The organism is Streptomyces sp. NPDC058579 (genome assembly GCF_042718575.1).
In the GTDB taxonomy this organism is placed as follows: domain Bacteria; phylum Actinomycetota; class Actinomycetes; order Streptomycetales; family Streptomycetaceae; genus Streptomyces.
Map to the genome: position 1 here is coordinate 89,728 of NZ_JBHXPI010000001.1, position 14,943 is coordinate 104,670.

A 14,943-nucleotide genomic window follows, 5' to 3' on the forward strand; every position below is an offset into this window, starting at 1 on the left:
ATCGTGCGCCCCCTCAGGAGGACACCAGATGCGCACATCCCTGTCCCTTGCCCTCGCGGCCACCGCGGTCGCGGCGGTCGCGATGTCGGGAGCGTCGGCGTCGGCGGCTCCGGATGCAGTCACGGCCAAGCCGGGCTCCCTGCGGTGGGGCCCGTGCCCGCAGCAGGCCGCGGCGCAGAGCGCCGACGCGCCCCGTCTCGAGTGCGCGACGCTCGACGTCCCGCTGGACTACCGCGCTCCCGACGGCCGGCAGATCGAGATCGCCGTCTCCCGCCTGGCGAGCAAGGACCCTGCGAAGCGCCGCGGTGTGCTGCTGACCAACCCGGGCGGCCCCGGCGTCTCGGGGCTCACCTACCCGGCCCTCCTCGCCGGCGCCGGGCTGCCGAAGGAGGTCCTCGACTCCTACGACGTGATCGGCTTCGACCCGCGTGGCGTCGGCCGCAGCACGCCGGTCACCTGCGACCTGACACCGGAGCAGCAGGCGCGCGGCAACTTCCCGCCGTACGCGCACACCGCGGCCGACGTCACCAAGGAGGCGCCGCACGCGCGGGCCATCGCCGAACAGTGCGCCACGTCGCGGACGGCGTGGATGCTGCCGCACACCACCACCGCGAACACCGCGCGCGACATGGACCGGATCCGGGCGGCGCTGGGCGAGCGGAAGACCTCCTACTTCGGTACCTCCTACGGCACCTACCTCGGCGCGGTGTACACGACGCTGTTCCCCGAGCGCAGCGACCGGATCGTGCTCGACAGCAACTTGGGCCCCGGCGGCTACGACCTGGCGGGCTTCCGCCTGCTCGGCCGCGGGATGGAGGACCGGTTCCCGGACTTCGCGGCGTACGCGGCCGCGCACCCCGAGTACGGTCTGGGCTCCACACCGAAGCAGGTGACGGCCAAGTTCTTCGAACTCGTGAAGCGGCTGGACGCCAAGCCGGTCGGCGGCATCGACGGAACGGTGTTCCGCGGGGTGACGTTCGAGAACCTCTACGTCGAGGGCTACATGCCCAAACTGGCGGGGGAATGGCAGGCGCTGGACAAGGGCAAGCCGCTGCCGCCTCCGGCGCCGCTTCCGGAGAACTTCTCGGCCAGTCACTTCTACGTGACCTGCGGTGACTCGCGTTGGCCCGGCAAGGTCCGCGACTACCAGCGCAACGCCGCGATCGACCGGGCGAAGTACCCGATGCTGGGCGGGACCACCGGAAGCATCAAGGCCTGCGCGTTCTGGCCGGACACCCGGGTCGAGCCGCCGGTGCGGATCGGTGACCGCGGCCCGTCGAACGTCCTGATGGTGCAGAACGAACGCGACCCGGGGACACCCCTGGTCGGCGCCATGAAGCTACGGCGGGCATTCGGCGACCGGGCCACGATGGTGACCGCCGACCAGGGCGGCCACGGTGTCTACCCGTTCAGCCGCAACACCTGCGCGAACAACACGGTGACAGCGTTCCTGACCGACGGACAGCGCCCGACCGAGGACCTCGCCTGCGCGGCGGAGCCGAAGAAGTAGCGGGGAGCGAACACATGATCAAGGAGTGGCGGCAGCGTCGAGCCGCACAGCGGGTGACGCCCGGGGACGGCCGAGAGTTGAAGCCCTTCCGCTGGTGGCAGCTGCCTTTCCGCGCCCTGCTCCATCTGCGCCTCACGAACGACGCCGGCCGCGATGCGGTCTACACCGTCGACGTCAGGCACTGGCAGAACCAGTCGTCCGGCAACGTCAAGGCCCACCTGTACGTCGACGGCAGGCTGCACTCCGAGTCCAGGCTCCCTGCCGTGTTCCCCGTCCCGGGCGGCACCGTAGAAGTGAGGATGAGCGGATTCGGCCTCAAGCGCTGCCACTACGTCACCGACGAAGGCCACGAGTTCCAGCTGGTCCCGGACCCCGACTCCGCCGAGGGCCGCCGGGCACACCTCGACCACGCGCACCCCGCGCTGAGCCGCACCATCGGTCTCTTCTCCCTGTGCGTGCTCCTCGCCGCCCTGGCCGTCCTCCTCCCCCAACTCGCCGAACAGCTCACCAAGTCCGAGGCCATCGCCCAGCACACCGGGACCTTCACCTCGCCCATCGACGTGCCGCTGTGGGGCAACATCGCGCTCGGCATCGCCACCTTGGCAGCCAGCACAGAACGCGCACTACGACTCCGCCACAGCCCCCTGCTGGACGGCGCAGCGGGCTGATCGCCCCAACCCCCCGAGGCACCACACCCGAGACTCCACACCCACGCCGGCGACCCCCGCCGGCGCGGCCACACAGCGGCCACACAGCGGGCACGCACGAGGGCGCGAAGATCATCGCGTTCCGCCCCCGCCTCATCGGGGCATAAGAAAAGCCCCAGGTCACGGCGAGTGAGTCCTGGGGCTGATCCGAGCCGCCTTCGGGATTCGAACCCGAGACCTACGCATTACGAGTGCGTTGCTCTGGCCAACTGAGCTAAGGCGGCATGCCGTGCGTTCCCATGTTGGGCGCAGCGGCCTCGCCAAGTCTACACAGTTTCCGGGGTGCTCCTGACCAGGCTCATGTGGTCCGCGACACCCCTCACGTGCAGCGCTTGGCGGTGGTCGGGGGTGTGCCGGTCAGGAGATAGGTGTTGATCGCGGAGTCGACGCAGTCGCTGCCTCGGCCGTAGGCCGTGTGGCCGTCGCCCTCGTAGGTCAGGAGGGTGCCGGAGGAGAGCTGGGACGCGAGGGACTGAGCCCACTTGTACGGGGTCGCCGGGTCGCGGGTGGTGCCGACGACGACGATCGGGGCGGCGCCCTCGGCGGTGATGCGGTGCGGGCGGCCGGTCGGGGCGACGGGCCAGTAGGCGCAGTTCAGGGCCGCCCAGGCGAGGCCCTCGCCGAACACCGGGGAGGCCTTCTCGAAGGACGGGACCGCCTTCTCGACGTCCGCCGGGCCGGTGTAGGCCGCCGGGAGGTCGAGGCAGTTCACGGCGGTGTTGGCGAACATCAGGTTCGTGTACGTGCCGTCCGTCTCGCGCTCGTAGTAGCTGTCGGCCAGGGCGAGCAGGCCCGAGCCCTCGCCGCCCATCGCCCGGGTCAGCGCCTCGCGCAGCTGCGGCCACGCCGCCTCGTCGTACATCGCCGCGATCACCCCGGTCGTCGCCAGGGACTCGCCGAGCTCGCGGCTCTCGCCGGTCGGCACCGGTTCGGCGTCGACCTTGCGGAAGAAGTCCTTCAGGTTGTCGGAGGCCGCGTCGACGGACCCCGTCCCCAGCGGGCAGTCGGGCTTCTGGACGCAGTCGGCCGCGAAGGCCCGGAAGGCGGTCTCGAAGCCGGCGGTCTGGTCGCGGGCGAGGTCGATCGCGGGCAGCGAGGGGTCCATCGCACCGTCCAGGACCAGCCGTCCGACGCGGCCGGCGAACAGCTCCGCGTACGTGGCGCCGAGGAAGGTCCCGTACGAGGCACCCACGTAGGTGAGCTTCTCGTCACCGAGCACGGCGCGCAGGATGTCCATGTCCCGGGCCGTCTCGACCGTGGAGACATGCGGCAGGACCTCGCCCGAGCGCTTCGCGCAGCCCGCCGCGAATCCCTTGAAGGCGCTGGTCAGGGCAGTCGTCTCGGAGCCGTCGTCGGGGGTCTGGTCGACCTGCGTGAACGTGTCCATCTGCGGGCCCGTCAGACACTCGACGGGTTCGCTGCGGGCCACCCCGCGCGGGTCGACGGCGACCATGTCGTACTGGGCCCGGACCGCCGCCGGGTAGCCGATGCCCGCGTACCCCTGCAGGTATCCGACGGCGGAGCCGCCGGGTCCGCCCGGGTTGACCAGGAGCGAACCGAGGCGCTTGCCGGGCCCGCCGGCCGCGACCCGGGAGACCCCCAGCTCGATCTCACCGGCCGCCGGGTTCGCGTAGTCGAGCGGGGCGCGGAGCGTCGCACACTGGAACGACGGAACGCCGCAGTCCCGCCAGGTGAGCTTCTGCGCGTAGAAGCTCCGCAGGGCCGGGTCGGGCGTGGCGGGCGCGGTCCGCGACGACGACGCCAGCGCGCCCGCGGGGGCGGCGGCGTCACTGCCGCCCGTACAGCCGGAGAGGATCAGTCCGGCGGCGACGACGGCCGTCGCGGACGTACGGAGCAAACGCCTGGAGTCCATGCCCGGAGGGTATCCGTACGAGTACGGAGCGTGTCCAATCGTCCCAGGTGCGGACTCAGTCGCGCAGCGCCATCGTCATCGCCTCCACCGCGAGCAGCGGGGCCACGTTCCTGTCCAGCGCCTCGCGGCAGGCGAGGACCGCCTCGATCCGGCGCAGGGTCCGCTCGGGCGCCGTGTCCCGGGCGATCCGCTCCACCGCGTCCCGGACGTCCTCATTGGCTATCGGCGTACGCGTACGGAGCTGCAGCGTGAGCACATCGCGGTAGAAACCGGTGAGGTCGGTGAGCGCGAGGTCCAGGCTGTCGCGCTGCGTACGCGTCTTGCGCCGCTTCTGGCGCTCCTCCAGCTCCTTCATCGCGCCGGCCGTGCCGCGCGGCATCCGCCCGCCCTGGCCGCCGCCGAGCGCGGCCTTCATCTCCTCGGTCTCCTTGACGTCGATCTCCTCGGCGACCTGCTTCGCGTCCTCGCCCGCCGCGTCGACCATCTCCTGGGCCGCCTTGAGGCAGCCCCCGATGTCGCCGACCCGCTGCGGCAGCTTGAGGACCACGGCCCGGCGGGCCCGGGCGCGCTCGTCGGTGGCCAGGCGGCGGGCGCGGTCGATGTGGCCCTGGGTGGCGCGGGCGGCGGCCGCGGCGACCTGGGGATCGATGCCGTCCCGTCGTACGAGCACATCCGCCACCGCGTCCACCGGAGGCGTCCGCAGGGTCAGGTGGCGGCAGCGCGAGCGGATCGTGGGTAGCACGTCCTCCAGGGAGGGCGCGCAGAGCAGCCAGACCGTGCGCGGCGCGGGCTCCTCGACCGCCTTCAGGAGCACGTTCCCCGCGCCCTCGGTGAGCCGGTCGGCGTCCTCGAGGACGATCACCTGCCAGCGGCCGACCGCCGGGGAGAGCTGGGCGCGCCGGACCAGCTCACGGGTCTCCTTCACACCGATGGAGAGCAGGTCCGTACGGATGACCTCCACATCGGCGTGGGTCCCCACCAGCGCGGTGTGGCAGCCGTCGCAGAACCCGCACCCCGGCGCCCCGCCGAGCGCCCGGTCCGGGCTCACACACTGCAGCGCGGCCGCGAAGGCCCGCGCCGCCGTCGCCCGCCCGGACCCCGGGGGGCCGGTGAAGAGCCAGGCGTGGGTCATCTTGGACGCCCCGGGCACGGGCGCACCGGTGGCATGGGCCGTCACGAACGCGTCGGCGTCCCGCGCGGCGGCGGCCAACTGCTCCTCCACCCGCGTCTGCCCGACGAGGTCGTCCCATACGGTCATGTGCCCTCCTCAGGTACGCCCCAGGTACGTCCTGCCCAGGTACGTCCTCCATTGTGGGGCACCCCACTGACACTCTCGGCCGCCCGCCGGACAACGACGGGCGGCCGAGGGTTCCCTGCGTCGGCGTCAGCGGCCGCGGCCCCTGCGGCGGCCGTCGTTCTCCTCGTCGTGCGGGCCGAGCAGCTCGTCCGCCAGGGAGGGGAGGTCGTCGAGCGGGGTCTCCTCCGCCCAGTCGGAGCGGCGCTTCGGGCGGCCCTGCTCGTCGAGCTGCGGCAGCTCGCGCGTCCGGTCGTTCGAATCGGCCTGCTCGTTCGAACTGGTCTGCTCGTTCGATCCAGTCGGCTTGTTCGACCCGGTCGGCTCGTCGCGGAAGATCCCCTGCGGAACCCGGTCGGCCGGATCCGCGTCCCGTACGGGAGGCAGAACCGCCGTCTCGTCGACGGCCCGCACCTGCGGCAGAACCGTCGTCTCTTCCGCGTCCCGCACCGGGCGGAGGACCGTCGTCTCTTCCGCGTCCCTCACGGGACGGAGAACGGTCGTCTGCTCCTCGGGGCGGGGAGCGTCCGGGCGCACGACCGGCGTGGGGACGGTGATCTCGTTCGGCGACACGACCGGCACGGTCTGCGTCACGTCGTCGGGCCGGGGAGCGTCCGGACGCACGACCGGCGTCGCGACCGTGATCTCGTTCGCCGACTCCGTCGCCTTCCTGGCGTCGGCAGCCTTCGCCGCCGCAGCGGCCTCCGCCGCCTTCTCCGCCTCAGCAGCCCTCGCAGCCTCCGCGGCCTTGGCCGCTTCCGCAGCCTTGGCCGCCGCAGCCGCCTTCTCCGCCTCGGCCTTCCGCGCCGCCTCCGCAGCCTTGGCCGTCTCCGCGGCGCGCGCCGCCTCAGCCGCTCGTTCCGCCTCGGCCGCAGCCTCCGCCGCGGCCTTCCTCGCGGTCTCCTCCGCCGCCTTCGCGGCGGCCGCCTCGGCCAGGCGGCGGGCCTCCTCGGCGCGCAGCAGGGCCTCCTCGGCCTTGCGCTGCTTCTCCAGGCGACGTTCCTCCGCCTCCGCGCGCAGCCGGGCCTCTTCCTCGGCCTCCTTGCGGCGGCGTTCTTCCTCCTCGCGGCGGACCTTCTCCTCGGCCTCGCGCCGCTTGCGCTCCTCCTCGGCGGCCACTCGGGCCTCCTCCGCGCGGCGGCGGGCCTCCTCGGCCTGGCGCTCGGCCTCGCGGCGCCGCGCCTCTTCCTCCTCCTGGCGCTTGCGCTCCTCCTCCTCGGCACGGAGCTTGGCGAGCTGCGCCTGGCGCTCGCGCTCGAGCCGCTCCTCCTCGGCCTTGCGCGCGGCCTCTTCCTCCGCCTTGCGCCTGGCCTCCTCCTCGGCCTTGCGCCGCGCCTCCTCCTGGGCCTTCACCTCGGCCTCGGACAGCGGCAGCATCCGGTCGAGCCGGTGGCGTACGACGGTGGTGACGGCCTCCGGCTCCTGGCCGGCGTCGACGACGAGGTAGCGGCCGGGGTCACCGGCGGCGAGCGCGAGGAAACCGGCCCGCACGCGCGCGTGGAACTCCGGCGGCTCGGACTCGAGACGGTCCGGGGCCTCGGTGAACCGTTCCCGCGCGGTCTCGGGCGAGACGTCGAGGAGCACGGTCAGGTGCGGGACGAGCCCGCCGGTGGCCCAGCGGTTGATCCGGGCGATCTCGGTCGGCGACAGGTCACGGCCGGCGCCCTGGTAGGCGACGGACGAGTCGATGTACCGGTCGGAGATGACGATCGCGCCCCGCTCCAGGGCGGGCTTGACCAGCGAGTCGACGTGCTCGGCGCGGTCGGCGGCGTACAGCAGCGCCTCGGCGCGGTTGGAGAGCCCGGCGCTGGAGACGTCGAGCAGGATCGAGCGCAGCCGCTTGCCGATCGGGGTGGCGCCCGGTTCGCGGGTGACGACGACCTCGTGGCCCTTGGCGCGGATCCACTCGGCGAGCGCCTCGGCCTGGGTGGACTTGCCGGCGCCGTCGCCGCCCTCCAGGGCGATGAAGAAGCCGGTCGGCGCGGGCGCCTGCACCGGGTCGGCGCCGCGCAGCGCGTCGCGCAGGTCGCGGCGCAGCGGTACGCCGGCCCGGTCGTCGGTCTTGGCGAGGACGAGGGCCGCGACGGGCAGCAGCAGCGCGCCGACCAGCATCAGCGTGAACGCGGCGCCGCCGTGGGCGAAGACGAAGCTGCCAGAGGCGAGCCGGTGCGGGCCGATCGCGGCGGCGAGCAGCGGCGCGGCAAGTGCCCCGGCGGCCATGGCGACCCGGACGACGGCCTGCAGGTGCTCGGTGACCTTGGGGCGCCGGGCCTCCTCGGTCTCCTGGTCGATGAGGGTGTGGCCGGTGTTGGCGGCGACCCCGGCCGCGTACCCGGCGAGTACGGAGAGGAGCAGCACCGTGGCCGTGTCCGGCACGAGGCCCATCGCGAGCAGCGCGATGCCGGTGAGGGCGATCGCGAGAGCGAGGAGCCGACGGCGGGAGAGCACGGTGAGCACGGAACCGGCCGTGCGGATGCCGACGGCGGTGGCACCGCTCAGCGCGAGGATGAGCAGCGCGTACGTGACCGGGCCACCGCCCAGGTCGTACGCGTGCAGGACGGCGACGGCCGCTGCTGCGGCGACGGCACCGGCGACCGTGGCGCAGGCGATCACGAGCAGTCCGACCGCGCCCGTGCGGCCCTTCTCGGCGCCGGCGAGGCGCAGGCCCTCCAGCGGCGAACGCGGCCTCGGGGTCTGCCCGCCGGGCAGCTCGACGAAGTACAGGACCGAGACGGAGGCGGCGAAGAGACCGGCGGCGACGTACGAGCCGAGGGCGGCCTGGTGCAGCGTGAACCAGTCGATGCCGGCGCCCAGCAGGTTGCTCGCCAGGGTGGCGGCGAGGAGCACGGCGGCCGCGGCCGGTACGGCCAGGAAGCCCGTGCGCAGCGACAGTCGGCGCAGCGCGTCGAGGTGGTCCGGCAGCGGGCGCACGGCGGCGCCCTCCAGCGGCGGCGCGGGCAGCAGCGCGGGGGCCGCGCCCTCACGGGCGACGGTCCACAGCCGTTCGGCGGCGCCCACGACGAAGACGGTGCCGAGCAGGAACCCGAGGGCCTTGTCCGGGGTCCAGTCGATCCACAGGGGCGCGATCACGAGCAGCGCGATCCGCAGGGCGTCCGCCCCGATCATCGTCCAGCGCCGGTCGAAGGGTCCGTTCGGCCCGGTCAGCTGGGTGAGCGGGCCGAGCAGGACGGCCCCGAAGAGCACCGAGGCCAGCAGCCGGGCGCCGATCACGGCGGCGACGGCGAGCGCCGCGCCCCGGTACCCGCCCCCGAATGCCTGCTCGGAGACGGCGGCCTGGAGCCCGAGGAGCACCAGGACGAGCACGGCGAGCGCGTCTCCCGTCCCGCCGACGAACTGGGCGCTCCACAACCTTCGCAGGGGCTGATGGCGCAACAGCGCCCGTACGGCACGCTCCCTGGAGTCTGCGACAAGCGCGACGTCGGAGTCTGGCTGCTCTGCTCGCGTCATCCGTCCACCCTATCCGGACCCTCTGACTCCCCGTGGCCTCCATCCGAACAAACGTCGGGAGGCGGGGAAACGTGTAAGGGGCGGGGGTCACTTGCCCCCGCCCCTTACAAGACCCCGTCGCAGAGCGCGGGGTTCCGCTTTCGCAGCCGTCTTTACTCCGACTTCGCGGCCGTCTTCTTCGCGGCCGCGGTCGTCTTCTTCGCCGCGGTCGTCTTCGCGGCCGTCGTCGTCTTCTTGGCGGCCGTCTTCTTGGCCGCCGTCTTCTTCGCCGGAGCGGCCTTCTTGGCGGCCGTCTTCTTCGCGGGCGCCTTCTTGGCCGTCTTCTTCGCCGGCGCCTTGGCCCGCTTCTCGGCGAGCAGCTCGTAGCCGCGTTCCGGAGTGATGTCCTCGACGCTGTCCCCGGTCCGCAGGGTCGCGTTGGTCTCGCCGTCCGTCACGTACGGGCCGAAGCGGCCGTCCTTGACGACCACGGGCTGCTCGCTGACCGGGTCGGTGCCCAGCTCCTTCAGCGGCGGCTTCGCGGCCGCCCGGCCACGCTGCTTGGGCTGCGCGTAGATCGCGAGCGCCTCCTCCAGCGTGATCGTGAAGAGCTGCTCCTCGTCCGTGAGCGAGCGCGAGTCCGTGCCCTTCTTCAGGTACGGGCCGTAGCGGCCGTTCTGGGCGGTGATCTCGACGCCCTCGGCGTCCGCGCCGACCACGCGCGGCAGGGACATCAGCTTGAGCGCGTCCTCAAGCGTCACCGTGTCCAGCGCCATGGACTTGAAGAGCGAGGCGGTCCGCGGCTTCACCGCGTTCTTGCCGGTCTTCGGGGTGTCCTCGGGCAGGATCTCGGTGACGTACGGGCCGTAGCGGCCGTCCTTCGCGACGATCTGGTTGCCGCTGACCGGGTCGGCGCCCAGCTCGAAGTCGCCGCTCGGCTTGGCGAGCAGCTCCTCGGCGTGGGCGACCGTCAGCTCGTCGGGCGGGAGGTCCTCGGGCACGTCGGCCCGCTGGTGGCCCTCGGTGTCCTTCTCGCCCCGCTCGACGTACGGGCCGTAGCGCCCGACGCGCAGCATGATGCCGTCGCCGACCGGGAAGGAGGAGATCTCCCGGGCGTCGATCGCGCCGAGGTCGGTCACCAGCTCCTTCAGACCGCCGAGGTGGTCGCCGTCGCCGTTCCCGGCGTCCGCCGCAGCGCCCGTGGCGGCGCCCGCGCCCTCGCCGAAGTAGAAGCGCTTCAGCCACGGCACGGCCTGGGCCTCGCCCCGGGCGATGCGGTCGAGGTCGTCCTCCATCTTGGCGGTGAAGGAGTAGTCGACGAGCCGGCCGAAGTGCTTCTCGAGCAGGTTGACCACGGCGAAGGAGAGGAACGACGGCACGAGCGCCGTCCCCTTCTTGAAGACGTAGCCGCGGTCCAGGATCGTGCCGATGATCGACGCGTACGTCGACGGGCGGCCGATCTCGCGCTCTTCCAGCTCCTTGACCAGGCTGGCCTCGGTGTAGCGGGCCGGCGGCTTGGTCGCGTGGCCGTCGACCGTGATCTCCTCGGCGGAGAGCGCGTCGCCCTCGGCGACCTGCGGCAGTCGGCGCTCGCGGTCGTCCAGCTCGGCGTTCGGGTCGTCGGCCCCCTCCACGTACGCCTTCATGAAGCCGTGGAAGGTGATCGTCTTGCCGGACGCGCTGAACTCGACGTCCCGGCCGTCGGCGGCACGGCCGCCGATCTTCACGGTCACCGAGTTACCGGTCGCGTCCTTCATCTGGGAGGCGACGGTCCGCTTCCAGATCAGCTCGTAGAGCCGGAACTGGTCGCCGGTCAGGCCGGTCTCCGCCGGGGTGCGGAAACGATCACCCGAAGGGCGAATCGCCTCGTGCGCCTCCTGCGCGTTCTTGACCTTGCCCGCGTAGACGCGGGGCTTCTCCGGCAGGTAGTCGGCGCCGTACAGCTGCGTGACCTGCGCGCGGGCCGCCGAGACGGCGGTGTCGGAGAGGACCGTGGAGTCCGTACGCATGTACGTGATGAAGCCGTTCTCGTACAGCTTCTGCGCGACCTGCATGGTCGCCTTCGCGCCGAAGCCCAGCTTCCGGCTCGCCTCCTGCTGGAGGGTCGTCGTCCGGAACGGGGCGTACGGGGAGCGGCGGTACGGCTTCGACTCGACCGACCGGACGCCGAACGAGGTGTCGGTGAGCGAGGCGGCGAGCGCCCGCGCCTTCTCCTCGTCGAGGTGGAGCACGTTCGCGCTCTTCAGCTGACCGTCGGCGCCGAAGTCGCGGCCCTGGGCGACGCGCGCCCCGTCGACCGTGTTCAGGCGGGCGACCAGCGACGACGGGTCGGAGGGGTCACCGGCGCGGCCGGTGGAGAAGGTGCCGGTGAGGTCCCAGTACTCGGCGGAGCGGAAGGCGATGCGCTCGCGCTCACGCTCGACGACGAGGCGGGTGGCGACGGACTGGACGCGGCCGGCGGAGAGGCCGCGCATGACCTTCTTCCACAGGACCGGCGAGACCTCGTAGCCGTACAGCCGGTCGAGGATGCGGCGGGTCTCCTGGGCGTCCACCATGCGCTTGTTCAGCTCGCGCGGGTTGCGGACGGCCTCCTGGATCGCGTCCTTGGTGATCTCGTGGAAGACCATCCGGTGGACCGGGACCTTGGGCTTCAGGACCTCGAGGAGGTGCCACGCGATGGCCTCGCCCTCGCGGTCCTCATCGGTGGCGAGGAAGAGCTCGTCGACCGTGGCCAGCTGCTCCTTGAGCTTCCTGACCTGCGCCTTCTTGTCGGCGTTGACGACATAGATGGGCTGGAAGTCGTGCTCGACGTCGACGCCGAGGCGGCGCACCTCGCCGGTGTACTTCTCCGGCACCTCGGCGGCGCCGCTCGGGAGGTCGCGGATGTGCCCGACGCTCGCCTCGACGACGTAGCCGGGGCCGAGGTAGCCCTTGATCGTCTTCGCCTTGGCAGGCGACTCGACGATGACGAGTCGGCGGCCGCCCTGTGCGGTCTCGCTGGTCGGGGACAACTTCGCTCTTCTCTCCGGTCGACGCTCGGTGGCACGTACAGCACCGGCATTCCGCCGGCACGCACGGCGGCGGCACGCATGGTGACGCTGCCATCGCTGCGGAGTGTGACGGTACAACCCGCCCCCGTGTCAAACGGCGAAAGCCCGCAACGGCCACTCGAACGGTAACCCGACTTCTGGCATTCCTGCCGCCCGGACTCCAGGTCCGGTGAGGCGTGACCAAGCGGAACGACCTCGTCACACCCGGCCGAAGCACCACACGCCGAGGAGCAGGAAGACCATTCCGAAGATCGTCGTGAGCGTGGCGGCGACCCGCGTGGCGACCCCCTGCGCGACGGGCTCCCCGTGCGCCACGCGCACCCCCGTCCACAGCAGCAGCGCGGCTCCGAACAGCGCGAACGCCGTTCCGGCGAAGATCGCAGGCCCGCTCTCCATGCCCGTACCCCGTTCCCTTCACAGGCCCTGGTGGCGCCCGGTGGTCCCTGGAGGCCGAGGCTGGCACCTCCCGGCGTCTCCGGTGCGAATTCCGGGTGAACGACGCGGACGGTCCCCTACGGGTTCACGAATATGGCCGGTAGTGCCCCCATCCCCGGCTGCCACGTCCGTCACATCGCGGCGGGGCGGGGCGTGTCGCGGGTCACGATTCGGACGGACGGCCTCAGCTCGACGGGATCCGTGGGGCTCAGCTCGACGGGAGCAGGAAGCCCTCCTCCACCAGGAGCCGGATGGCCTGCGGCGTACGGTCCCTCAGCAGCACCGGGTCCTCGCCCATCAGCTGGCCGATCGCGTCCAGGATCCGGCCCGCGCTGAGCGTCCCGTCGCAGACGCCCGCGAAACCGGCCCCCACGTGGTCCACCTTGGTCGCCCGCCGCATGCCCCGGTTCTGCCGCAGCACCACGTGCTCCGGGTCCTCGGCGCCCGGCAGCCCGACCTGCTCCTGCACGACCTCGGACGCGAGGATGAAGCGGTCGGCGAGCAGGGCCGCGTCGTCGCGCGAGCGCAGGTAGTCCTGGCGCTCGAAGTGGGCGACCACGGTGTCGCCGAGCGGCTGCTCGACGGGGTGCGGCCACTCCTCGACCACGATCGACGGCTCGACCGCGCCGGAGGCCACCGCCGCGTTCTTCCGCAGGGTGATCCAGCCGAAGCCGACGGCCTTGGTCTTCCGGGCCTCGAACTCGTCCAGCCAGGCCCCGTACCGCCGCGTGTACTCCGCCGGGTCCGCACGGTGGTCGCCGCTGTCCCGCAGCCACAGCTCGGCGTACTGGGTGACGTCCTGGACCTCGCGCTGCACGATCCAGGCGTCGCAGCCGCGCGGCACCCAGGAGCGCAGCCGCTCCTGCCACTCCTCGCCCTCGACGTGCTGCCAGTTGGCGAGGAACTGGGCGTATCCGCCGTCGTTGAGCCGCTCCCCGGCCTCCTGGACGAGCGTGCGGCAGAGGTCGTCGCCGCCCATCCCGCCGTCGCGGTAGGTGAGCCGGGCGCCGGGGGAGATGACGAACGGCGGGTTCGAGACGATCAGGTCGTACGTGTCCCCGTCGACCGGCTCGAAGAGCGAGCCCTGCAGCAGCTCGGCCTCGCGGGCCCCGGAGAGCGCGAGGGTGAGGCGGGTGAAGTCCAGGGCGCGCGGGTTCAGGTCGGTCGCGGTGACCAGCGTGGCGTGCTGGGCGGCGTGCAGGGCCTGGATGCCGGAACCGGTGCCGAGGTCGAGCGCGGAGGACACGGGCGTACGGACGGTGATGCCGGCCAGGGTGGTGGAGGCGCCGCCGACGCCGAGGACGACGCCTTCGTCCTTGCTGCCGATGCCGCCGGCTCCGCCGACCGCGCAGCCCAGGTCGGAGACGATGAACCAGTCCTGCCCGTCGGGCCCGCCGTACGGCCTGACGTCGACGCTCGCGCCGACCTCACCGTCCGCCTCGCCGTCCTCACCGAACGGGGTCAGCCAGCCGTCCTCCAGGCACTCCTCCAGCGGCAGCGCGGCGGCGGCGCGGGCGCGGGAGACGGGCTGCTGGAGCAGGAAGAGCCGTACGAGGGTCTCCAGCGCGGAGTCCCCCCGGGTGGCGCGCAGCGCGGGCACGGTCTCGCTGCGGGCGAGCGCGGCGTACGCGGGGGCGCCGAGCAGTTCGAGCAGGCCGTCGGCGGTGAAGTCGGCGGCGAGCAGAGCCTCGCGGAGCCGCGCGGCACGCGCGGGGACGGGGAGGCGGGAGGTCAGGCTGGTCGTACTCACCCCACCATTGTGGCGTCCCCCACGGACATTGCCGCGTCAGCCCCACGCGCGCGTGGGGTCGTACGAAGGCCCTGGGCAAGCGCGAAGGCTCCGGGCACGCGCGAAGGGCCAGCGCGCGCGAAGGCCCCGGGCGAGGCCGGCTCGTCCCGGGGCCTTCGTACGCCGCTGCTACTCCGAGCTCTTGCTCGCGGAGCCGGAGGGCTTGACGGAGGCCGCGCCGGACGGCGTGGAGCCCGCCTTCGGGGAGGTCGCGGCGGGCGAGGGGGTGGCCTTCTGGCAGCCCGGCTGCTTCGCCATGGCCGTACCCAGCTCGCCGGACTGGAGCTTGGCCAGCGCGTCCTGGTCCATCTTCTCGATCTTCTTCAGGCCGTCGGCGACGTCCTGAAGGCCGTCCGCGAACTTCTGCTGGTTGCTCGGGTCGAGCGCGTCGACCTGCTTCTTCAGCCCCTCGTAGGCCACCGCCGTGGCGTTGAGCTCCTTGACGGCGTCCTGCTGGAGCTTCTCGCCGTTGTCGACGGGCGGTACCCCAGCGCCCTCGATGGACTTGGCGAGGGCACGGTCCGCGTTGGCGATGTCCTGGAAGGCCTTCGAATCGGCGGCCTGGATGTCGGCCGGCTTGCCGTCCGCGGCCGTCGAGATGATCAGCTGCTGGGCGTCGGCCCGCTTCTGGATCTGGGGCTTCGCCTGGTCGCAGACCGTCTTGGCCCAGTCGTTCACCTTGTCGCCGTCGTCGCTGCAGCCGGACAGCGTGAGCACCAGTACAGCGGCGCCTGACAGCGCGACAGCAAGCTTCTTGTTCACGGATCGGTCCCTTCCAAGGCTCTCGGCCCCGGAACATACACGCCGAGCGGGCGGCTTCCACCTTTCAGGCGACGGA

9 protein-coding genes and 1 tRNA gene are annotated in these 14,943 nt (G+C 72.5%); 2 read left to right on the forward strand and 8 right to left on the reverse strand.

Translation table 11 applies throughout. The annotated features are described in order from the left end of the window. Positions 1-28 precede the first annotated feature (28 nt). A complete protein-coding gene (locus ACFWRO_RS00455) occupies positions 29-1,510 on the forward strand; it encodes an alpha/beta hydrolase (RefSeq protein WP_384502932.1) in 1,482 nt (493 codons plus the stop codon). Positions 1,511-1,524: 14 nt separating this feature from the next. Continuing rightward, the gene (locus tag ACFWRO_RS00460; RefSeq protein WP_384502934.1) at positions 1,525-2,178 is read left to right on the forward strand and encodes a hypothetical protein; all 654 of its coding nucleotides are present in this window, start codon (positions 1,525-1,527) and stop codon (positions 2,176-2,178) included. Positions 2,179-2,367: 189 nt separating this feature from the next. Here ACFWRO_RS00460 and ACFWRO_RS00465 read toward each other — a convergent pair. The 8 genes from ACFWRO_RS00465 to ACFWRO_RS00500 all read right to left on the reverse strand — a co-directional run bounded on the left by ACFWRO_RS00465 (position 2,368) and on the right by ACFWRO_RS00500 (position 14,867). Then, positions 2,368-2,441 (reverse strand) — tRNA-Thr (locus ACFWRO_RS00465). Positions 2,442-2,536: 95 nt separating this feature from the next. Continuing rightward, positions 2,537-4,090 (reverse strand): alpha/beta hydrolase, encoded by a 1,554-nt coding sequence (locus ACFWRO_RS00470; RefSeq protein ID WP_384502936.1) that lies wholly within the window; start codon positions 4,088-4,090, stop codon positions 2,537-2,539. Positions 4,091-4,145: 55 nt separating this feature from the next. After that, positions 4,146-5,348: a DNA polymerase III subunit delta' gene (locus ACFWRO_RS00475; protein ID WP_384502938.1), complete on the reverse strand. Its 1,203-nt coding sequence runs from the start codon at positions 5,346-5,348 to the stop codon at positions 4,146-4,148. 126 nt (positions 5,349-5,474) lie between these two features. Beyond that, positions 5,475-8,852 carry a dTMP kinase gene (tmk, locus tag ACFWRO_RS00480; protein ID WP_384502940.1) on the reverse strand — a complete coding sequence of 1,126 codons (3,378 nt, stop codon included), beginning with the start codon at positions 8,850-8,852 and terminating at the stop codon, positions 5,475-5,477. A gap of 152 nt (positions 8,853-9,004) precedes the next feature. Continuing rightward, on the reverse strand, positions 9,005-11,842 hold the full coding sequence (gene topA / locus ACFWRO_RS00485; protein WP_384502941.1) for a type I DNA topoisomerase: 2,838 nt from the start codon (positions 11,840-11,842) through the stop codon (positions 9,005-9,007). A 237-nt stretch (positions 11,843-12,079) separates the two neighbouring features. After that, positions 12,080-12,277 carry a hypothetical protein gene (locus ACFWRO_RS00490; protein ID WP_384502943.1) on the reverse strand — a complete coding sequence of 66 codons (198 nt, stop codon included), beginning with the start codon at positions 12,275-12,277 and terminating at the stop codon, positions 12,080-12,082. A gap of 247 nt (positions 12,278-12,524) precedes the next feature. Next, positions 12,525-14,066, reverse strand: coding sequence for a methyltransferase (locus ACFWRO_RS00495; RefSeq protein ID WP_384502945.1), 1,542 nt, complete (start codon positions 14,064-14,066; stop codon positions 12,525-12,527). A gap of 168 nt (positions 14,067-14,234) precedes the next feature. After that, a complete protein-coding gene (locus tag ACFWRO_RS00500; RefSeq protein WP_384502946.1) occupies positions 14,235-14,867 on the reverse strand; it encodes a small secreted protein in 633 nt (210 codons plus the stop codon). Positions 14,868-14,943: the final 76 nt, after the last annotated feature.